The 20,704-nt window shown below is 49.8% G+C and carries 16 protein-coding genes, 2 tRNA genes and 1 pseudogene; 12 read left to right on the top strand and 7 right to left on the bottom strand.

Annotated features, from left to right (window positions below; all coding sequences use genetic code 11):
* Positions 1-12: 12 nt before the first annotated feature.
* The 3 genes from HYT76_07950 (at position 13) to HYT76_07940 (ending at position 4,117) form a co-directional block, all read left to right on the top strand.
* Positions 13-858, top strand: a complete 846-nt coding sequence (locus HYT76_07950; GenBank protein MBI2083488.1) for a TIGR02147 family protein — start codon at positions 13-15, stop codon at positions 856-858.
* A 9-nt stretch (positions 859-867) separates the two neighbouring features.
* Positions 868-2,337, top strand: a complete 1,470-nt coding sequence (locus HYT76_07945; protein MBI2083487.1) for a hypothetical protein — start codon at positions 868-870, stop codon at positions 2,335-2,337.
* Positions 2,338-2,446: 109 nt separating this feature from the next.
* Positions 2,447-4,117, top strand: coding sequence for an MASE1 domain-containing protein (locus HYT76_07940; protein ID MBI2083486.1), 1,671 nt, complete (start codon positions 2,447-2,449; stop codon positions 4,115-4,117).
* Position 4,118: 1 nt separating this feature from the next.
* On the opposite strand, the gene HYT76_07935 is transcribed toward HYT76_07940, so the two are convergent.
* On the bottom strand, positions 4,119-4,502 hold the full coding sequence (locus HYT76_07935; GenBank protein MBI2083485.1) for a response regulator: 384 nt from the start codon (positions 4,500-4,502) through the stop codon (positions 4,119-4,121).
* Between the two features lie 84 nt (positions 4,503-4,586).
* On the opposite strand from HYT76_07935, the gene HYT76_07930 reads away from it, so the two are divergent.
* From HYT76_07930 to HYT76_07915, 4 genes are all read left to right on the top strand, one after another.
* Positions 4,587-5,090, top strand: coding sequence for a hypothetical protein (locus HYT76_07930; GenBank protein ID MBI2083484.1), 504 nt, complete (start codon positions 4,587-4,589; stop codon positions 5,088-5,090).
* Positions 5,091-6,494 carry an aldehyde dehydrogenase family protein gene (locus HYT76_07925; GenBank protein MBI2083483.1) on the top strand — a complete coding sequence of 468 codons (1,404 nt, stop codon included), beginning with the start codon at positions 5,091-5,093 and terminating at the stop codon, positions 6,492-6,494.
* A gap of 154 nt (positions 6,495-6,648) precedes the next feature.
* A complete protein-coding gene (locus HYT76_07920) occupies positions 6,649-7,740 on the top strand; it encodes a hypothetical protein (protein ID MBI2083482.1) in 1,092 nt (363 codons plus the stop codon).
* Between the two features lie 20 nt (positions 7,741-7,760).
* On the top strand, positions 7,761-9,977 hold the full coding sequence (locus tag HYT76_07915; protein ID MBI2083481.1) for a hypothetical protein: 2,217 nt from the start codon (positions 7,761-7,763) through the stop codon (positions 9,975-9,977).
* Between the two features lie 150 nt (positions 9,978-10,127).
* Here the strand turns inward: HYT76_07915 and HYT76_07910 are convergent, their stop codons facing one another.
* From HYT76_07910 to HYT76_07895, 4 genes are all read right to left on the bottom strand, one after another.
* On the bottom strand, positions 10,128-10,634 hold the full coding sequence (locus HYT76_07910) for a cupin domain-containing protein (GenBank protein MBI2083480.1): 507 nt from the start codon (positions 10,632-10,634) through the stop codon (positions 10,128-10,130).
* Positions 10,635-10,739: 105 nt separating this feature from the next.
* Positions 10,740-10,949 (bottom strand): cold-shock protein, encoded by a 210-nt coding sequence (locus HYT76_07905; protein MBI2083479.1) that lies wholly within the window; start codon positions 10,947-10,949, stop codon positions 10,740-10,742.
* Between the two features lie 151 nt (positions 10,950-11,100).
* Complete coding sequence (locus HYT76_07900; GenBank protein MBI2083478.1) at positions 11,101-12,051, bottom strand: hypothetical protein; 951 nt, start codon at positions 12,049-12,051, stop codon at positions 11,101-11,103.
* Between the two features lie 32 nt (positions 12,052-12,083).
* On the bottom strand, positions 12,084-12,464 hold the full coding sequence (locus tag HYT76_07895) for a response regulator (protein MBI2083477.1): 381 nt from the start codon (positions 12,462-12,464) through the stop codon (positions 12,084-12,086).
* 118 nt (positions 12,465-12,582) lie between these two features.
* Between HYT76_07895 and HYT76_07890 the strand changes: the two genes are divergently transcribed.
* From HYT76_07890 to HYT76_07870, 5 genes are all read left to right on the top strand, one after another.
* Positions 12,583-17,712 carry an AAA family ATPase gene (locus HYT76_07890; GenBank protein ID MBI2083476.1) on the top strand — a complete coding sequence of 1,710 codons (5,130 nt, stop codon included), beginning with the start codon at positions 12,583-12,585 and terminating at the stop codon, positions 17,710-17,712.
* Positions 17,713-17,753: 41 nt separating this feature from the next.
* A complete protein-coding gene (locus HYT76_07885; GenBank protein MBI2083475.1) occupies positions 17,754-18,569 on the top strand; it encodes a hypothetical protein in 816 nt (271 codons plus the stop codon).
* 169 nt (positions 18,570-18,738) lie between these two features.
* A tRNA-Lys gene (locus HYT76_07880) sits at positions 18,739-18,814 on the top strand.
* 5 nt (positions 18,815-18,819) lie between these two features.
* A tRNA-Glu gene (locus HYT76_07875) sits at positions 18,820-18,892 on the top strand.
* 273 nt (positions 18,893-19,165) lie between these two features.
* Positions 19,166-19,372, top strand: a complete 207-nt coding sequence (locus tag HYT76_07870; GenBank protein ID MBI2083474.1) for a hypothetical protein — start codon at positions 19,166-19,168, stop codon at positions 19,370-19,372.
* Between the two features lie 186 nt (positions 19,373-19,558).
* Here HYT76_07870 and HYT76_07865 read toward each other — a convergent pair.
* Positions 19,559-19,975 (bottom strand): annotated as a pseudogene (locus HYT76_07865) (recombinase family protein).
* The gene (locus tag HYT76_07860) at positions 19,972-20,334 is read right to left on the bottom strand and encodes a recombinase family protein (GenBank protein MBI2083473.1); all 363 of its coding nucleotides are present in this window, start codon (positions 20,332-20,334) and stop codon (positions 19,972-19,974) included. Before HYT76_07860 ends, HYT76_07865 begins: the two are co-directional and overlap by 4 nt.
* Between the last annotated feature and the right edge of the window lie 370 nt (positions 20,335-20,704).

Below are 20,704 nucleotides of genomic sequence, written 5' to 3'. Positions count from 1 at the left end.
ACAATCAGGGGCATGAATCGGAACCAAAACCCAGTAAGCGTTTTTGAGTATCGGGATTATCGGGTCTTCCTTCGTGATTGGTACAAGGCGGCCAAAGAGGCGAGGGGCTCTTTTTCATTTCGGGCCTTTGCTAAGAAGGCGGGGTTTCAGACCAGTAACTTCCTGATGCTTGTGATTCAGGGAAAAAGGAACCTGACAGAGGAGAGCCTCAAGAAGTTCATTGTGGGGCTCGGTCTTAATAAACAGGAGCAAGAATTTTTCAGGAATCTTGTCTTCTTCAATCAGGCAAAAACACACCACGACAAGAATTTCTATTATCAAAAGCTCCTGCAATCGAAAAAATTAAACCAGCTCAAGCCGATCGAGAAGGAAGAATACGAATACTATTCGACCTGGTATCACCCGGTCATCCGTGAGTTGGTTATTTCAAAAGATTTCGACGGCACACCTGAATGGATTGCAAAAAAGATCTTCCCCTCGGTTGCTCCAGCCCATGTTTTAAAGTCAATCGAGCTCTTGGAGAAGATGGAGTTTATCCGAAAGAATGGCGATGGACGGTGGGAGCAGGTGAGTACGCTTGTCTCGACCGGGCCTGAGCTGACCTCTGTCGTTGTTCACAATTATCATAAGAGTCTCTTGGATCTTTCAAAAGAGGTCATGGATCAGCTTTCTTTGCAATATCGCGATGTGAGCTCGCTTACACTTGGTGTGAAACGGGAACGCTTGGGAGAGCTTCGGACAAAGATTCGTGAGTTTCGGCAGGAAATACTAAAACTTGCTTCAGCGGACGTGGAACCGGAGGAGGTTGTGTTGCTTAATATGCAGCTTTTCCCGGTGACAAGGGTTGAAGACAAATAGGAGGTCTTTATGAGGTCGGTTATCAGTCGGTTACTTGTTGTGATGCTCGTGCTCGGTCTTTCGGTCGGATGTCTGGAACAGACACAACGGGGAGGGGGAACTGAAACCGGTTCGACCAACCCCGGTAATGAAGAGGATACCAGTGATGGTGATTCAGACGGAACAACCGCTAACGGGTTTCATGTGAAGGGGCAGATTTCTGCCCAAGGACTTGCACTGGAATCCGGTGATTCCCAGGCGCTTGCTGTTTCCGAAGAGGTGACAGATGTTTACCTGGCCAATCCTGAGACCGGAAATGTCTCTTGCAAAACGGTTGAGGTAGAAAAGGATGGGACTTTCGATGCCAAAATCACGGCGCAGAACTTCTGGTCTGTTTTCTTTATCAATCGGTATCGAATCGGTCGCGAAATGTTCCTGGGGCGATTCCGCTCCTCGACGACCGATGCTATTGTTGCCAATAAAGATGAGGGAGAGCTTGATCTTGGGACCGTGACGATCGACACCGATGCCGGTGAGGCAGCCTCGGATCAGGATCACGAGGAGATTCTTCAAGGACTCGGGTTGGAATCAGATACCGCAGAGGATTTGGGAGATCTCGATGATCTCGCCTCCCGGTATTCCAATCCTGATGTCGATGGTGATGGAGAGCTGGATTGTGGTCAAACCGATCATGATTTTCGGCTCGATTTTCATGTTCGTTTCAATACCTATGAAAATAGTAAAAGAGTCACTGTGGCTGATCTGATCGACCGGTTTGTTGACGAAACGAAACTAACGACAGAGTACGATATGACCGGTGTTTATGTCGGCTATCAGAAGAGTTTTTCATCGGCGTCGAAAGGATCGGTAACCTTTGTGAATTCCAGTGTGACAACGTCAGAGGGGGGTTCTATTCCTGCTGGCAAACAAACGAGTGCGGTGACCTCGAGCCCTTATGCCAATTACAATCAGTATGGTCCGAACATCGTCAATACCTCTGAGTTGCCTTCGGGAGAGATCGTCTTCTCGTTTGGTGGGAAGGAATTGACCTTCACCAACGTCAAGACACCAACACTGGCTGAGTTGAAGGCCCCGATCGGGAGAATTTTTCCACTCATCCGGTTCAACAAGAAAGACTCGAGTTGCCAAACGGACTGCACCCTTTCCTCCATCTCTTATAAATGGATGAAAAAGACTGCAGAGGGCTGGACCGCTGCTTCAGAGACAGAATTGAAGCTTCTCGTGGATGATGATGGTGGATTTATCTCCTTTTATATTAACAACGATTCAAGTCGTGCCGTAGGGTTTACCATTCCCAGTTCAGCACTATCCGGAGATATTGAGTGGAAGGTCTCCCAAGCGACCGGGTCGTTGAGTCAATCAGAGCTCGATCAGGTGAAAACAACCCAGATTTGTCATTTCGCTGTTTCTTATGATGACAAGTTAGGGATGCGGTATTTTCCCGGTATTGATGAGGCGAGTGGAACTTGCGGTAAGTAAATAACCCCCCTTATTCGGTGCCAGGCTTGAAAGCAAAAGCCTGGCACCGACCCTTTTTGACTTCGTCATTGAAAGCCCTCCCTCGAAGAAGTACAATCATCCGAATTCCATGAATCAATTATTACAAAACCGGTTTGTTCGGATTTTTATCGTCGCCCTTGCCTATTTTGTGACAGGAAAACTTGGGACGATGTTCGCGATCCCTCCCGGGGTTGCCACTGCGGTCTGGCCCCCTTCAGGTATGGCGGTGGCCGCGTTATTTTTTTGGGGGAATCGTATCTGGCCTGGTGTTTTTTTGGGATCGGTTCTTGTGAATATCGGGACGCTCTACGAACCATCAACCCTCTCTGATGTTGCCAGATCTTTCGTCATCGCTTCTAGTATTGCCGCTGGGTCGACGCTTCAGGCGATGGCAGGCGCCTATCTGATACGTCAGTTTGTCGGTTCTATTTTTGAAAAAATAGCGGATGTCCTTCGTTTTGTCTTGATTGGGTTTTCTTGCTGCCTGATTGCTGCGACTATTGGAACGACCTCATTACTGGTGGGAGGTTATATTTCTTCTGCCGTTTATGGGATGAACTGGCTGACGTGGTGGCTCGGTGATGCTGCGGGCGTTCTCCTTTTTACCCCCCTTGTCCTGACTTGGAAGCAGGAGATAAAAGGAAAATTTTCCATTCGATGGAAAAAGAGTTGGGAATTTTCTCTTTTTCTTGCCCTTCTTTTTGGGACATCCTCGCTGATTCATATGGGATCAGGGGTGTTCACTGTTCCGATCCCGCTTTATTTCCCCTATATTCCCTTTGTTGCCTGGGCCGCCCTTCGATTTCGCCAGTTTACGATGGTGTTTGTGACGATGATCATTTCACTCCTGGCGATTCTCACGACTATTCAAATGGCCGGGTCTTTAATGATTGAATTTCTGAACCCCGCACTTCTTATTTTACAGGCTTTTATCGGGGTCAGTGTGGTTACCGGTCTGCTGCTTTCTTCAAGTTTGTATGAATCAAGACAAGGTCAGATCCATCTGAAGAAGGCCCACGAGGATCTTCAAGAGAAAGTAGAGGAGATCCGTCTCTCCAACCTTCAAATGGAACAGTTCACCCATATGGTCTCCCATGATCTTCAAGAGCCTCTCCATACCATCATCGGATTTGTTGAGCGATTCAAACTCAAGCTCGAGGATTCTCTTGAGTCGAAGGGAAGAGATTACATTGATCGGATCGGGACCGCTGCCTGGCGTATGAGTCAATTGATTGATGGACTGCTCACCTACTCACGCGTGACCCGAAAGCCGGCTGTTTTTGAGGTGATTTCACTTAAAAAAGTCATTCAGGAGCTTGTCGCCGATCTTCAGGTTCGTCTTTTAGAGACGGGGGCCCGAGTTGAAATCGGAGAAATTCCGGATGTCTATGGAGATCGGTTGCAATTACACCAGCTTTTTCAGAATCTGATTTCAAATGCGCTCAAGTTTCGCAAGCAAGATACGTCACCTCGCGTGAAGATTTCGAGTGGACCGCTTGATTCTGAATCGATCGCTATTCATGTGGAGGATAACGGGATCGGAATAGACAAAAAATTTTCAAATCTCATCTTCAAACCTTTTGAGCGGTTGAATCCAAGACAGGAATTTGAAGGAAGCGGACTCGGTCTTGCGATTTGTCAAAAGATTGTTGAACACCACAAGGGGCAGATTCAGTTTCGCAGCGAACTGGGAAAGGGAACTGTTTTTACCGTGATTCTCCCGACAGTTCCGACCAGACTGAAAAGGGCGAACGCCTGAATCAGGCAATGTAATTACTGATAGTGGAAACAAGTTCTCGCGTTCCACAGGTCTTTCGGAGATAGCTATTGGCCCCCATGTCGATCACTTCCCTGGCGACCTCTTCGTCACCGACCGCCGTTAAGACAACAATAGGGATTTTTGAAAGTTCCGTATTGCCTCTTAACTGACGAACAAAACCAAAACCGCTCATCTGGGGCAGCATGAGATCCAGAAGAATCAAGTCGGGTCTCGTCTTTTTGGCGACTTCCAAACCTTTCATGGCGGTGGGTGCCGTGAGACAGATGAAAGAATGATCTTCAAGAATTTCTTTTACCAATTGAAGTGTTTCAGGGCTGTCATCGATCAGGAGGACCTTCTTTTTTTTTGTCTCCTTTGTCTCCATAGCGGTGTCATAATATTCTTTTTTAAGTCGAGTGACAAGAGAGGAATTTCGGAGTAAAGTACCCGAAACGAAAGGGGGGAGGATATGAAAAAAATAACTCTTTTTATATTCGTCGTCTTCTTTCTCCAACTGTCCGTTTCTTCAACTGGATTCTCGGGAGCGGTCGCTCCCTATGGTCCCGAGCAGAAGCGGTTTGGACTCGGTATTATCCTCGGGGATCCTACGGGATTGACAGGGAAAGGTTACCTGGCTCCTCGTCTCGCTATCGACACCCATCTCTCTTGGTCGTTTATCGAAGAGGCCTTTACGATCATCGGAGATGTCACGCATGATTTCGTCGAATTGCCTGTCGATACGAATGTCGTGACGATCCCTTTTTATGCAGGAGTCGGGGGAAAGGTCGCTATCAATAAGCAAAGAAGGGGTGGGGATGAAACCTCTGGGGCGATTCGGATCCCTGTCGGATTGAGTGGGCAGTGGGCCCGTTACCCGATCGAGGTTTTTCTCGAACTGGCACCCGGTGTTGAGGTGACACCGGCGACAGAATTTGATTTGACAGGTGGCTTGGGGGGGAGATTCTATTTCTAAATGACTGCCCACGAGGTTTTTGAAAAACAACGAGAAAATCGATGGCGTGTGGCACGGACGTTGGCTGAGGAACGGGTTGCGAAGCTTCGGAAGCTCCGAGAGTCTCTTTTGGAGCGGCAGGGTGAGCTCCAGAAGGCGATTTTTGACGATTTTAAAAAAAATCCGGGAGAGGTTGATCTGACCGAGGTTTATCCAACCATCTCGGAGATCAATCATACGATTCGTCATCTCCCAAAATGGATGAAGCCGCATCCGGTCAAGACCCCGCTTGTCCTTTTCGGGACCCGGAGCGAGATTCGTTACGAGCCAAAAGGGATTGTCCTGATCCTCTCCCCCTGGAATTACCCGTTTCAGCTCCTCATGACGCCGCTGATTACGGCGATCGCTGCCGGGAATTGTATTGTGCTGAAGCCGTCAGCCAAGACGCTGCATACCGCTCATTTTATGAAAAAATTTATTTCCGATCTCTTTCCGGAAGAGGAGATCGCGTTGTTTGAGGGGGATCACGAGGTAGCCGATCAACTCCTGGAGCTTCCCTTCGACCATATCTTTTTCACGGGGAGTCCTGGGGTTGGAAAGAAGGTGATGGGTTTTGCGGCAAAGCACCTTGCTTCGGTGACATTGGAATTGGGGGGGAAGTCTCCTGTTGTCGTCGAGGAATCTGCCGATATCAAAAAGGCTGCCGCAAGAATCGTCTGGGGGAAATTTATTAATGCCGGTCAGACCTGTGTCGCCCCTGATTATCTTCTGATCCACGAAAAGCGCCTGCCAGAATTTCTGCTGGAGGCGAAGAAGGTCATCGCCCATCGCTACGGGAAGACAGAAGAAGGACGTCAGCAGAGTCCCGATTTTTGCCGGATTGTCAGTGATGGGCATCTTGAAGGGTTGAAAAAGGTTTTGGACGAGTCGGTTCGTCAAGGGGCGAAGGTCGAGATCGGGGGAGAGATCAATCAGCAGGATCGTTATCTCTCGCCGACCCTTTTGACGCAAGTGACGCAGAGTTCTCCGGTTATGAGAGAAGAAATCTTTGGTCCGATCCTTCCTATCCTGACCTATCAGACATTGGATGAGGCGATTGAGATCATCCGGAAGAGGGAAAAGCCGCTGGCCCTGTATGTTTTTTCAAGGAACGATCGGGCGATCGAAGAGATCTTGAGATCCACATCAGCCGGCGGGACCTGTGTGAATAGCCTTGTCATTCATCTGGCCAATCCCGATCTCCCGTTTGGTGGTGTCGGACAGAGTGGAATGGGGAACTACCACGGGTTTTTTGGATTTCGCACCTTTTCGCATGAGCGCGCTGTCCTCCGTCATGGGGTTATTGATACGCTGAGATTGTTTTATCCCCCCTATACAAGGCGGGTTCGGAAATTCATTCAGTGGGCGACACGTTACCTGGTCTAACGTGGCTGTCAAAAATATGACGGATATTGGGGTAGTATTGAACCCATAAAGGCAGATAAATCAACTGATAAAGTATTTACATTTCAAAAGGTTAACGTATTTAGTGTTTCTGGAATCTCTCTTGCATTGTTAACCTCGGGGTAAAGGAGACATGATGAATCATCTTATCTATAAAACAGGGGCCCTTCTTATGATGCTCAGTTTTTATGGGTGTCTCCTCCCGGAGGGGACAACGCGAGGGGCCTCTGGCAGTGGTGACAGTGCAACCTCAGATGTCGCAACGAATCTCGAAACGATCAGCAACGGTTTTACGCCGGATTCCCTCGAGACAAAGGCATCGGCTGCTCTGAGCGCATTGACCAAAAATGTTGGTGATGATCCCTGTGCCGATGCGGCTGATCTTTATGACTGTCAGCCGATTCTTCTTCGCATGTATATCGACATGGCCCAGCAATTTCTTGATATGACGAAAACGATTGTTTCAGAGATCGGTTCAGGGCTCGGAAGTCTCTCCGATGGAAGCAGCGGAACCGAGACACTTGAGGGGCAGACGGTTCATTATTCCAAGGAATCGGCATCTCATTTTTCACTCCTTCTTGAGGGGACGGGAGGATCCGCTGCTTACTTTGATGTGAACGAGACTGTCTACACACTGAAGATGGATCTGGATAAACTCGAAGAGGCGGGGGATGCCTCCGGCAAGCTCGAGATCGTGGTGACCTATGAAGGTGAAAAATCCTGGTCGATCGTGATTTTCATTTCCGGAATGGATTGTGACTCCTCGGATCCTCGTGCCCCTGAAAGGATTCATATCCGTGTCGCCAGGACTGAAGATTTTTGGAAGGGAAAGGCGATGTTTTACAATGGACGATGGAAGGCCGATAACGTTTCTTGCTCTACTTCAGAATCAGATGCATTGGCGATTAATTTCTACACCGATTTTGTTGCCAATGATGTGGCAGCGAAGGCGAGTGTCTATCTCTTGCCGCGTACCAAGAGTGATTTGTCTGATATAGAGGATTTCGGGATGGATCGATTCCCGATTAATTTTTCGACAAAGGATAAGACCTCGAACTATAAAAATTCATTTTGCAACCCGACCTCGACTCTCGATGCGGTTTGGGACAATGACTGCTCTTCTCTGGATGCCGCGGTAGGGAGTGCGGATTATGGTCCGGCGACAGATTGGATTGTGCCAAGCGAGTTTTATCTGGAGACGACGACGCTGCCTGAAAGTCTGGAATAAACTAACGAAGAGGGGGATCTATGAAAAAAAGAAACGGTTTGTTGATTGTTATTCTGAGCGGTTTTCTCTTGTCCGCTTGCGGGAATACCGCTGCCACGAGGGCTGCCACCGGCACGGCTGTGGAGGGGTTGGAAATTGCGAGCCAGATGTCTCTTGTTGAGGCGCAAGAAGGGACAACCAGCGGTTCACTTTCAGTCCTTGCTTCACTGATCAAAAGAGGGATCACCGCAGATCAGCTGACTCCTTATTATACAGATCCTCTCGATGTCTGGGTCTTCGATGAATCGATGGAATCTCTAAGCATCATCAACGAAATCCTCTGCTCCTTTGATCAGACCCGATATGCAGACATGGTGAACAAGGGGGATTATATCGCCCTGATTGATATTGAGGGGTGTTCAAAGGATACTGATCATAGCTCTGACCAAAACGATCAATCCGCCAGTGCCGCTGAAAGTTTCGAGACGTGGGTTCTGAATTCCAGTCGAGTTGACAATGATTCACCACAGATTGTGAAGGCCTGGATCCAACAAGAGGCGACTGAATTTGAGCCGGCGATGATTATTCAGGCAAAAATGACTATTACCGAGGGAAAGAGTGATACACGGCCTTATGGATCATTCCACATGGATTTCGAAATGGTTGATCCGTTATTTCCCGATCCGCCGATCGCACAGGGTTATCTGGAGACGGTCGATCGGGATGACGACCTGATCGAATTCCAATTTTCGATGAAAGGTGGGGATCAGTTCCCTGTGAGTGAGAATGCCCATGTCGTGACAACTGTTGATGGGACGGCAGGTCATGCCTTGACCTCGTTTGAGTTTAGTTTTGGCGGGCATACGGAGCAAGGGGCCTTTCAGGTTGCTTTTGATGAGGCCCACTATTTTTCGAGCGATTCAGTTTTGGCAGAAAGGAAATGCCTCGATAGGCAGAATTTTGACAACTACGTCTTTCGTTACGGTGTTTACAATGCCGATGGAAGTCGCGTGGCGGTGACGAACCCCGGTTTTGGGATCAAGTACAACGATTTCTATGGTTGGGCCGGTTACTGGGGGATCTGGTTTCCGGAGGAGGTAGAGCTTGTGAATGGGCTCGCCGTCGAGCGTTCGAATAATGACGAATCTTCAGGGGAAACGTACACCGTCAGGGTTGGTCCTGGAAAACTGGTCAAGCATACGAAGACGGAGATTACACTTGGAGATATCAAGGGGGCCCCGATGAATTATTGGGATAACACGGCGGGGCAAACCTATCGTGTGACCTGGAACGGGACCAGTCTCGTCAAAGATGCCGTGCAGGTCTGTCAGCCGAACGCCCCTTGTAGCTGGCAGGAGGTGACTGCGCAGAATCTCACGGCGAATGTGGGTGAATGGTTAAATTTCTGGCGCGATGGTTTGGGAGGGGTCTTTTTTGAATATCCGGCCGTCGCCTTGAGCAACTCCACGAAGATTACCTTTGACAAGACGCAGATCATGACCGGTCAAGAGAGTGACTTTACGAATGGTTCTGTAAAACTCTTCTGCTATCAGGATTGTCTACGTTCCGAGATCACCGAGGCACAAATCAATTGGCAAGGAGCGAGACCTTATTTTGATGATTCCATGAGTGTGACCGAAGCGTATCAATACTCTTTTGATCCATCGACGATGACGCTGACTTATGGAGGGGAAGTGGTTCGAGTGAAAGAGGGGGTTACCGCCTCCGGACCCAATCAGTGGGGGATTCAATCTGGACCGATGCTCACATCGACATCAGATCTGAGGAATACCTGGGAGGTCTGGGGACAGTCTGTCTACTACACCTGGGAGACAGGTCCGAACGATTGGAACCGGTTCATGGGACTTCTCGATAAAGACAACAAGGCGGTCGCTTTTGATCCTCCTCTGCGACTCAATTACAAACATACGGATGGGGTCCTGTATGGCCTGGAATATGCCGGCTTCGGCGAATTGCAGGGGATTCCATGGACACAGGTCGAAGGGACCGATCGCTGGTATCCTCAACTGACCATTGCAGATGGAACAGAGGTAACCGGTGAAAACGGAACCCCTTATTATGTTCGGGCCCTCGAAATGGAACAGAGGATGTCTGAGGATGATTCCAGCGAATGTTCTGATTTGACATTTGAGACACTCACGACACCTGCTCAAGATTATACTGATCCAGATGTTGGTGCGATGCCGGATGTTACTGCTGATCCTGCTGTGATTAAAGGGGAGCTGACTGGAAGCTAGTGTACTGTCCCTAACACTTCTTTACAGTAGTGTTCCAGAAATTTCTTTAAGCGAGGCGCCCGCGAGCGAGCGACCAGAGCGTACTTTGTGGTACGTGAGGATCGCGAGGGAGTGGGCAACGAAGCGTAAAGGAATTTATGGGACACTACACTAGCGCATCTTGAGGATTTCTTCTTTGGCGTGGGGGAAGTCATTCAAAAGCCTTTTGGTGTTGGCCGTTTCAAAATCGGCAAAATCAAAGCCGGGGGCGACGGTACATCCGATAAAACTAAACCGGCTTCCCTTCGCGGGATAACCACCGAACCAACAGCCGGCGGGAATCAGATGTTGGACCTTCTCGTCTGTCAGGATATCCTGACCCAGCGTCACCTTCTCAACACGATCCGGAAAAATCTGAACAACAATGAGTGGATCTCCCAGATAGAAATGAAAGAGCTCGTCGGTCTTGAGACGATGGAGTTTTGATTTTTCTCCCTCGGCCAGGAGATAATAGATCGCAGTTGAAAAAGCGCAATCTCCGACGAATCGAGAAGGGAGGGCCGATTTCGAAATTTTCTCAACAGCCCTGTAGGTCTCGCGATAGTGGCCTCCTTCCGGGTGGGGTTTGAGATCGAACAACTGGATGATTTTAGCAGCGGTGAGGCTTGAGCGGTTCATCTCACCTCGTTCATTAGGAAAACTGGGAACAAGAAGCCAGAAAATAAAAATGGCGTCCCACCAGTGGCGGGGCGCCATTTTTTGTATCATGCGCTTCTTTTAAACTTAAGCGGCGCTGACTTCAGTCGCGTGTTCACCCTTCGGCCCAACGCCGACGTCGAAAGCGACCTTCTGACCCTCGGCGAGTGTCTTGAAACCCTCACCTTGGATGTTGGAGTGATGGACGAAGAGATCCTTGCCACCATCCTCAGGGGTAATAAAACCATACCCCTTGCTATCACTGAACCATTTGACGGTTCCTTGTTTTTTGGACATAAATGTCCTCCTTATTTCTTGCTGTACTGCTCTGGGATTGCGATCTGATTTAAGGTAGGATTACCGAAAACTTCGAATTCCTGAGTACAACTTGTGACGCACCGTACAGGCATCCAGAGAAAATAGCAAGTTCCTTTTCACAGGATCCTTTTTACAGGATCGAAAAGAGCTTCATCAATACCCACAGAGCAGGGGCCGAGAGGAGAGGCATCACGAGATTGTCATCGAGTCTCTTGAAAGAAGCCTCGGCCAGGGTACCGACAAGCCCGCTCAAGATTGAAAACGCTATCAGTGACCACCCACCAATCGGATCAGGAAAGAGTCTTCCGGCGGAAAGTGCCGCCAACCCGAGGCAGACGAGAAAGCAGATGAGGGATCCTTCCCAACTGACATGGGGTGAAATCCGGTGTTTCCCATAGAGTGTTCCGACAATACCCGCTAGCGGATCACCGACGGCGATAAAGAGAAGTGTCAACGTCGCGACCTCAATCGGGAAGATGAAATAAACAATCGCCATCGAGAGGATATAGAAGGTCGCTGCGGTGATCTTTTCGTTTTCTCCCTCCCTCATGATCGAGCCAAAGAATCGTAAGACCCATCGATTGACCTTCGGATTCAAGTGGCGGATCGTTTCGAGCGCAAAGGCCCAGAGAATAAACGGTCCTGTGACTCCCCAGATAATCGTCTCTGACCATCCCGAATAGACAAAGAGATAAAGAAACGAGAGTCCCATCGAGATATGGGTTAATTTTCTCCTCCACTGGATCACCTTTTTATTGGGGAGGAGTGGTTCTCCTCGCAGAATTTTCTGCATCAGGGGGCTCGTCTCGAGTTCGGCAATCAGCGAGGCGACATGGCGAAGTTTTTCATGAAGATCGCGTGAGGAACGATCTCTTTCAAATGATTCGATCGCTTCGAGGCATCTCTTGACCAACGGATGACAGCGAAATGCCTTCGGCATTCTTTGAATAGAACTTTTGTAGCGCTCGACCGCCTCTTGCCAGGGTTTTTCGGCGAATTCTCTTTGGAGTTCTGCGAGGAGGTTACCGAGCGAGAGGCTTGCCTCTCGAAAAACCAGCGCCTCTGTTAAGGGGTAAGACATCATCTGCACCTAACGCGTCTGCCATGAAAAATTCAAGGCGATATTTCGCCGAGAATTTGTCTGACTGACTGTAAAAGTTCATTGGACCCCAGAGGCTTCCGGAGAATTCCTCTGGCGCCTGTCTTCACGGCCCGTTCCTCCAGATCCCTTCCGACGAGCGCTGTGAGGAAATAGACAGGGATCTTTTGGGTGTTTGGAAATTTCAAGAGTTCTTCGCAGACCTTCCATCCATCCATTTCCGGCATTCGAATATCCAGGAGGATCACATCCGGCTGGAAGGCCGCCGCCTTTTCAAGGCAGCTCTTTCCATTTTCGGCCAATTCGACAAGGAATCCAAAATCCTTCAGACAGATTCCTGTCAAATACAGAAAATCAGGTTCGTCATCAACAAGCAGAATCTTCTTCTGGGACATCAATTTCTCCAGCGAGGAATTCTATGCCAGATAGGATAACCTCTCAAGGTTTTAAATGATCTTTGTCAGTTTGACAGTCCCGGGCTCGGGGAGTAACTTAATCAAGCCTAGGGGGGTTATGTTTTCCACAATTGGTCCCTACCTCATTACGGAAACCCTGAAAACAGAGGGGTGGATTAGCCTCTTTCGGGGAATTCATCAAAAAAACAGACGTCCCTTCATTATCAAGCTTCTGCGGGAGAATTCTCCACCGGAAATGGTGGCGCGTCTGCAGCACGAATATGAAATTGAACAGGAGTTGAAGAGTGCTTACGTGGTAAAACCGTATGAACTGGGCCTTTATGACGGTCAGCAGGCGCTTGTCATGGAGGACTGCAGTGGCAAGTCATTGGAAAATTTCGTGGAGTCTCCGATGGATATCGGGATGTTTCTGGACCTCGCGATCAAACTCTCTGCAGCGGTAGCGGATCTTCACCGAAGAGGGGTCATTCACCATGATATCAAGCCGCAAAACATTATTGTGACCCCTGTCCATGGGATCAAAATCATCGATTTTGGGATCGCCTCCAGGGAGGGGCGTGAATTTGCCGGGATCAGGAATTACCGTTTGGTAGAAGGGGCGCTTGCCTATATGTCCCCCGAACAGACCGGTCGAACGAGCCAGGCGGTCGATTTTCGTTCCGATCTCTACTCGTTGGGGGTTACGTTTTATCAGATGCTAACGGGATCTCTTCCTTTCGAGGCGAATGATCCTGTGGAGTGGATTCATTGCCATATTGCGCGTGTCCCGCCTTCCCCTTACGAAAGGAGAGTCTCTATTCCGGTCACTCTTTCGAATATTGTCATGAAGCTTTTGTCCAAGGCGCCTCAGGATCGCTATCAAACGGCATCCGGTCTCAAGGAAGATCTCGAGGCTTGCCTTCATTTCTGGAAGGAAGGTCAGCGGATTCCAGTTTTTGATTTGGGAAAGAAAGATCAAAAGTTTTCCTGGCCGGAGAAACTCTATGGTCGGGAGAAAGAGATCGAACAGTTGCAAAAAAAGTTTTTCGAGTTAATCGAAAAAGGGAAGGTGGCACCTGTCCTCGTTTCCGGGGCCGCCGGTATCGGCAAGTCGGCCCTGATTCAGGAACTGAAAACACGGATTGCCGAAAAATCAGGTTTTTTTGCCTCCGGAAAGTTTGACCAATTCAAACATGACAGGCCCTATGCCCCGATGATCCAGGCGTTGAGGGATCTGGTTCAGGATATAAAAAGTAGCGGAGAGAAAAAAATAGATGGCTGGAAAAAGAGGCTTGCGAAGAGATGGGGGGTCAGCGGGCAGATTATCGTTCAACTGATGCCGGAGTTGGAGTTGACGATCGGCAGACCTCCCCCCTTGCCAGAGGTCTCCCCGGCCGAAACCGAAGCGCGTTTCCGCAGTGTCTTTTCAGAGTTTCTTGGGACGTTTGCGGAACCCGAACATCCCTTGATCCTTTTTTTAGATGACCTGCAGTGGGCAGACCCCGCCAGCCTCCAATTGATAGAATACCTTCTGATCCCGATTCCCCATTTGCTCCTTATCGGTGCCTACCGGGATGATGATCCCCATTCCTCTCAATTGCTTTTTCAGATGCTGGAGAGAATCAAAACAAAGAAAAAGATGATCACATCCATTCACCTGAACTCGTTGTCTCGAGAGGCCCTGACCGATTTCATTGCCGATACCTTTCATGTCTCCCGCAAGAGGGCAGGATCACTCGCCCTCGTGACCGAGCAAAAGACACTCGGGAATCCCTTTTTTACCATCCAGTTTCTGTCACTTCTTTGTGAGGAAGAGTTGATCCGGCAGGATCAAGGGGGCTGGGTGTGGGAGGCGGAGCAACTGAAGAAAGTAGGGTTTGCCGAAAATGTGATCGACCTGATGGTCAAAAAATTAAGCCGGCTTCCACCCAAAACGCTGGAAATTGTCAAAAAGGTCGCTTGCCTGGGAGGTTCGGTTTCTTTGGAGACGTTGTCCTTCATCGAATCTCAGTTAGCGGGGGAAGTTCGGAAAAGACTAGCCCCTGCGCTTAAAGAAGGGCTTCTTCTCTCTACAGAGGATTCTTACCAGTTTTTTCATGATCGGGTTCAGCAGGCCGCCTACTCCTTGATCCCTGAAGAGAAGAGGGGAGAGACGCACCTGCAGATGGGACGGCTCCTTTATGCGGTTCTCAAGCCGGAAGAAAATGAATCCCTGGTTTTCGAGGTCATCAATCAATACCATGCAGCACTTTCACTCCTGACCGATCCCGATGAAAAACACCACCTCGCGAACCTCTTTTGCATAGCAGGGCGAAAGGCGAAAGAATCAACAGCCTGGGCGACGGCCCTCGGTTATTTGGAAACTGGAATCAGTTTGTTGGGGAAAGAGGCGTGGTCAAGAGATCATCAGCTTGCCTTCGATCTTATTTTTGGGTGTGCCGAATGTTCCTACCTCACGGGTGATTTTGAGAAGGCGGAGAGTCTTTTTCCGGAACTTCTGGAAGAGAGCGGGTCCAAGATAGCCAAGGCGAAGGTGTATCGTCTAAAGATCGAAATGGGTATGACGAGGGGGGAGCCGAGCCGCTGTTTTGAGGCAGGGATTGAGGCGATCCGGGTTTTTGGAATTCAGGTCTCACCCCGACCGTCGGAAATTGAAATCCGGAACGAATATGAAACATTATGGCATCGTCTCGGGGATTGGCAGATTGAGAATTTGATTGATCTGCCTGCAATGACCGATCCTGAGATGATTGCTATTACCGAGATCCTGTTTGCCCTGATCCCTCCTGCCTACTTCGGGAACATGAACCTTTTTTCCTGGATTCATTTTCGTGCCGCCAATCTTTTTCTCCAATATGGGCAGTCTCCAGCCGCTGCCCCGATCTATGCCTCCCTGGGAGTGATCCTGGGGCCTGTCTTTGGAAGGTATGAGGAGGGGTATCGTTTTGCTAGGCTTGGTTGTCATATGGCAGAGAAGCGTGGGATTCCGGATTTGCAGGGAAAAGTTTGTTTCATTTTTGGGGCGATGGTCTCCTTCTGGACTCAGCCTTACTCCACAGGAGCGGATTACCTTCTCACCGGGATTGAGATCTCTTCGCTTGCTGGAGATCTCAACTACGCCTGTTATTCCTCGGTAAACCGGGTTTTGTTCCGGTTCAATCGTGGGGAACCTTTAAATGAGGTTAACGAGGAACTCGAAAAAAGGTTCGATTTTGTTCAAAATGCAAAATTTGAGGACTATAATCAGGCGCTGGTCTCGTTGCATCGGCAGATCGATCTCTTGATGGGACGAACGACCCAATTCTCCGATCTAAATGATGATGAGCTGAAGGATTATGAGGCTCACCTGAAGACTCATTTTCCCCTCATGCTCTGGGTTCACTACGTCCATAAGATGGAAGCGGAATTAATCTTCGGAGATTTCCCTCAGGCTTACCAGACTTCCCGGAAGATGCAGACGGCGCTGATACCGACGCAGGCCAATATCCTCCTCCCAGAGGCCTATTATTATATGGGCCTGATTCTCGCCTCTTCTTTCTCCTCGCTCTCGCCGGATGAACAACAAAAGGTCCTTGAGACCTTGATGGAATGTCACCGAAAATTCGAACAATGGTCAAAAATCTGCCCGGAAAATTTTCTCTGCAAAAAAGTGCACCTTTCTGCCGAGATCGCCCGACTCCAGAAAAAAGAGATCGAGGCGATCCGTCTTTATGAAGAAGCGGCTGCGGTGGCCCGAAGTTACGGTCTGATTCAGATCGAGGCGATTGTGTGCGAGATGGCGGCCCGCTTCCATCACGAATCTGGCCTCTCGACGACAGCGGAGGCTTATTTGCGAAGATCCAGGGGTTGCTATCTCCTCTGGGGTGCGGTTGGGAAGGTCAGGCAATTGGACAGGCTGTTCCCTCATTTGGTTCCCCAAAAGGGGCCGGTTCCAAGTCCCACTTTCGTGACAGAGGCCGGGGCGATCGACTTGCTTTCGGTGGCCAAGGCGCAGCAGGCGATTTCTAGCGAAATCGTTCTTTCGAGACTCTGGGAAAAACTTCTGCAGATTATTCTGGAACAGGCCGGTGCTGAGAGGGGGTATTTTGTTTTCGTTCAGAACAACGGTTTTCTTTTGCAGGCCGCGGCGGAGGTGGAGGGGGCCTCTATCCGGACCAGGACGTTTCGAAGCGTCCCGGTATCATCCGCCTCTTTGCCCATTTCTATTCTCCAACATGCGGTCCAGACGCAGGGATCAGTCCTTTTGACCGGTTCCCCTGATGATGGGATTTTTTCTGCCGATCCCTATATCCGGAAGGTGAGGCCGAAATCTGTCTTGTGTCTTCCGATTATCCGGCGGATGGCGGTGACCGCCCTTGTTTATCTGGAGAATAACCTTGTTTCCGGGGCCTTCACGCCGGAGAAAAATGCGATCCTCAATTTGCTCATTCCCCAAGCGGCGATCTCACTCGAAAATGCGAGCCTCTATTCAAGTCTCCGGGAGGAAAATGAGGAAAGAAAGTCGATCGAAGGGATCCTCAAGGAAAAAAATGAGGCGTTAGAAGGTCTCTCGCGGATCAAAGATGAGTTCATCACGATGGTGACTCACGAACTTCGCACCCCCCTTGCCGTCGTTACGGAAGGACTGGATCTGACGTTGGAAAAAATCAGCGATTTGTTGAATCAGGAACAGGCGGAGATTCTGACGAGGGTCAAGAAAAACATCAAAAGACTGGGGAGGATGATCAATAATGTCCTCGATTTTCAGAAACTCGGCTCGAGTCTCGGGCCTCTGCATTTCCGCTTGAAAGATCTGGCAGAGATCGTCCGTGAGGCACATTCGATTCTCCTGCCTGAAATCGAGAAGGGGGAGATCCATTTTGAAATCGACCTTCCCGATCCGCTGATCGTCTGGTGCGATCCGGAGCGTATCCTGCAAGTTTTTTTGAATCTGATTGAAAATGCGATCCGGTTTACCCCTGCTGGAGGAGAGGTCCGGATCGAGTCCAGGAAGTTGCCCGAGGGGTATGAGGTGATCGTCGAGGACACTGGAATCGGTATCAAGCCGCAAGATCGAGGGAAGATTTTCCAGATTTTCAGTCAGGCTTATCATCAGGGGATCTGGAAAACCGGTGGATTTGGAGTGGGACTGGCGATCTGCAAGAAGATCATGGACCTCCATGCGGGGCAGATCCGGACGGAAGACCGACCCGGAGGGGGAAGCCGATTTATCGCGACCCTCCCGTTTCCTCCCGAGCAGAAGAGGTAGCAAGCAACTAATTCCACGACAGGATCGATCAAGAAGACAAGATGAATTTCTTTGCCATCGAAGGTCTTCTTACTGTGTTTACTGCTCTTGGATCCCTGAAGATCTACAGTGGACTCAATCAGGCGGTAAATGCGATTTCAAACCGTTTTGAAACGGTACTGACCGAAGAGGCTGATCGCTACATCTCTCCCGCAGGGGAAATATTCCGTTTTCATCGGCAGGGAGGGACGCTGAATTTTACACGGGATCCGTTTGTTTCTCCTGATGCTCGATTTACCCAATTTATGACATCTAAGGAAGGGAGACGGTTTGTTCGGCATAGGGAGGATTTCCTCACAAGATATCAACTCAAGGAGTCAGTGAGAATCCTCTATGGAGGGGAGGCAGAACAGATTATCCGGCTTAGAACCGGCAACATTGTCGTCATTCCTCACGGCAGCTCGCATGCCTTCTCACAGCTGCATGAGTTGGGTCATTGTGTCCCAAAGGGATATCTTAAAATTACAGATGAGATCCGAGGTTTCTTTCATCGCCAAGGGAAAATAAGATTGTTAGGGGCGATAGGAGTCTTTTCGTTAGCTAATTTCTTTTACTGTCGAACCGATCCAACAGCTGACAACTCCTCTCCCTGGTTACTCGGGTCCCTCCTGGCGCTTGTTTATAGCGGCCCCGTTTTGTACGAGGAGATACGGGCTAGTTCTTTTGCCCTGCTTCATCTGGCAAGACTCGGAACAGGTAAAGAGCCTATTTTGGGCGCTCTAACATGTCTCGTTTCGCTCGCCTCTTATTTAACTCCGGCTCTTGCCGTCGTCGCTGCCGGCTATTTTGGAGAGGCGATCGCAGAATCAATCCGATGAGTTGACGAATTGGTTGGATATGCTAGTCGACCTCAAACTAAAGGGAGGGTTGACGAGAAAAGTCCAGATACAAGGAGCCTGACGAGGCCGACTGAGGCGTACTGTAATGTACGTCGCAAGGAGTGCCGAGGATAGGCGACGAAGTAGATGGACTTTTCTCGTCAACCCCGGGTCGGTAGCTCAGTCGGTAGAGCACTGCCCTTTTAAGGCAGGTGTCCCGGGTTCGAGCCCCGGCCGACCCACCATAAAGGTCCCCTTCGTCTAGAGGCCTAGGACATCGGCTTTTCAAGCCGGTAACACGGGTTCGAATCCCGTAGGGGACGCAAATTGCAAAACGGGGCCGCCGCCGCCAGATGCGACCACGGCAAGTTGTAGGAAAAAAAGAGGGTTTTGGCCGCCAGCCGGAAGTTCGAGCCGATTTTTCCCGCCATTTCTTTGAAGGATTCTAAATCTCCACTCGCCGCCACCTGATCGGCCTGGTGAGCCGCTTGGAAGAACCTTTGAGTCGGTTCGAGCCAACCCGTTGCCCCCGCCTCTAATTGGGCCATTTTAGTCTCTGCCTCGATCTTCTCGTTGAGTAACGCCTCCCGTTTCGCTTGATATTCTCCCTGGGTGACCAACCGATTGAGATGGGCATCGAGCAAAAGATCGAGCTTGCCTTGAACCTCGGAGCGTTTCTCCTGGATATTGGCCTTCATGGCGGCAACGGGTTGGCTTGCCTCGGCCGCCTCCTTGGCCAGTTCGACCAAAACCTTTTGATAGGTGTCTGCTGGCAGAGCGACCTTGGCGATCGCGTCCTTTAGTTGCCCGGCTAATTTTTCCTCTCGGACATACGGTTCGGTGCACTCCCCCTTTTTCTTGGTGCACCGATAATAGTGGTGACCCTTTTGTCGCTCTGCCGTGATGGAGCAACCACACCGATCGCAAGTTGCAAGGCCAAGGAGGGGAAATTTGTTCTTTTTATATTTATGGGGCTTCCCGTTTCGGACGAGGGCCTTCTGAACGTCGTCGAATAGCTCCTTGGAGATCAGCGGTGCGTGGTTCCCTTGATGGATCTCGCCGTTAAAATTCATGAGGCCATAGTAGAAGGTGCTGCCCAGCATCCGCTGGATTTGGGATTGGAAAAGTGGCCTCCCCGTCCGGCTCACCAGGCCCCACTGGAAAGAGGCCTTCCTTAAGTCTTTCAAGGTGTATTGGCCGGTCGCGTACGATTCAAAGATTTCTTTAACAAGGGGGCCTTTCACCGGATCGACGACAAGCTTTCGGAAATTGGGATCCTTGACGTAACCGATCGGGGGAAATGAGGGCCACTCACCACGGCGTAATTTCTGACGCTGGCCTCGTTTCACGTTCTCCGAAAGATTGTCGACAAAATATTTGGACTGCCCAAAGGCGATATTCATCATGAATTTACCTTGGGGGGTCGCCTCGAACCAAAAGGTGGGAAATTTGAGGAATTTGATATGTGCCCGGTATCCAAAAGGTAAATGATCCGGCCGCCATCAATAGAATTTCGGGCGAGGCGATCCGGATGCCAGGCGATAATCCCCTCCGCCTCGCCTTTCTCAATCCTTGAGATCATCTCATTGAAGATGGGGCGGCCGGGAGTCTTGGCCGTCATGGCCTCGACGAACTCCTGCTTGATCTTTAATCTCTCCTTTGAGGCGAATTGGCGGAGTTCTACAAGTTGGGCCTCAATGGAGAGGACCTGTTTTTCCTCGGTATCGGTCGATTTTCTTGCGTAAAGAAAGAACTCTGTCGCCATGACGGCCCCCCTTTCAATTTGAAATCTCGTCGCCTTTGGGCAGTTGGTGAAAGGCCCCCGATCTCTATCTGATTTTCTGGAGATTTAGAATCCTTTTTTTCAACAAGAGGAATCGGCTCGCGGATCCGCCACCGGCGGAGACGCCAAAGGTCCCGAAGGGACCGGATAAATCCCGCAGGGAGATTTGGAACTTCCGGCTGGCGGCCAAAACCCTCTTTTTTTCCTATAACTTGCCGTGGTCGCATTTGGCGGCGGCGGCCCCGTTTTGCAATTTGCGTGAATTAGTGGCCCAAGTTCGAACCTTTTACGAGGAAAATCTATAGAAAAATTGGACGGGATTTTTTGGATGATTGGAAAATATTTTTTTCGA

The organism is Deltaproteobacteria bacterium, assembly GCA_016180845.1.
Taxonomy (GTDB): domain Bacteria; phylum UBA10199; class UBA10199; order JACPAL01; family JACPAL01; genus JACPAK01.
Note: the sequence above shows the minus strand (reverse complement) of the source record. Positions and strands in the feature narration are given on the sequence as shown.

What these genes read in the sequence shown, in the direction of transcription:
- HYT76_07950 (MBI2083488.1), top strand. Translation starts at nt 13, where the DNA reads ATGAATCGGAACCAAAACCCAGTAAGCGTTTTTGAGTATCGGGATTAT.
- HYT76_07945 (MBI2083487.1), top strand. Translation starts at nt 868, where the DNA reads ATGAGGTCGGTTATCAGTCGGTTACTTGTTGTGATGCTCGTGCTCGGT.
- HYT76_07940 (MBI2083486.1), top strand. Translation starts at nt 2,447, where the DNA reads ATGAATCAATTATTACAAAACCGGTTTGTTCGGATTTTTATCGTCGCC.
- HYT76_07935 (MBI2083485.1), bottom strand. Translation starts at nt 4,502, where the DNA reads ATGGAGACAAAGGAGACAAAAAAAAAGAAGGTCCTCCTGATCGATGAC.
- HYT76_07930 (MBI2083484.1), top strand. Translation starts at nt 4,587, where the DNA reads ATGAAAAAAATAACTCTTTTTATATTCGTCGTCTTCTTTCTCCAACTG.
- HYT76_07925 (MBI2083483.1), top strand. Translation starts at nt 5,091, where the DNA reads ATGACTGCCCACGAGGTTTTTGAAAAACAACGAGAAAATCGATGGCGT.
- HYT76_07920 (MBI2083482.1), top strand. Translation starts at nt 6,649, where the DNA reads ATGAATCATCTTATCTATAAAACAGGGGCCCTTCTTATGATGCTCAGT.
- HYT76_07915 (MBI2083481.1), top strand. Translation starts at nt 7,761, where the DNA reads ATGAAAAAAAGAAACGGTTTGTTGATTGTTATTCTGAGCGGTTTTCTC.
- HYT76_07910 (MBI2083480.1), bottom strand. Translation starts at nt 10,634, where the DNA reads ATGAACCGCTCAAGCCTCACCGCTGCTAAAATCATCCAGTTGTTCGAT.
- HYT76_07905 (MBI2083479.1), bottom strand. Translation starts at nt 10,949, where the DNA reads ATGTCCAAAAAACAAGGAACCGTCAAATGGTTCAGTGATAGCAAGGGG.
- HYT76_07900 (MBI2083478.1), bottom strand. Translation starts at nt 12,051, where the DNA reads ATGTCTTACCCCTTAACAGAGGCGCTGGTTTTTCGAGAGGCAAGCCTC.
- HYT76_07895 (MBI2083477.1), bottom strand. Translation starts at nt 12,464, where the DNA reads ATGTCCCAGAAGAAGATTCTGCTTGTTGATGACGAACCTGATTTTCTG.
- HYT76_07890 (MBI2083476.1), top strand. Translation starts at nt 12,583, where the DNA reads ATGTTTTCCACAATTGGTCCCTACCTCATTACGGAAACCCTGAAAACA.
- HYT76_07885 (MBI2083475.1), top strand. Translation starts at nt 17,754, where the DNA reads ATGAATTTCTTTGCCATCGAAGGTCTTCTTACTGTGTTTACTGCTCTT.
- HYT76_07860 (MBI2083473.1), bottom strand. Translation starts at nt 20,334, where the DNA reads ATGGCGACAGAGTTCTTTCTTTACGCAAGAAAATCGACCGATACCGAG.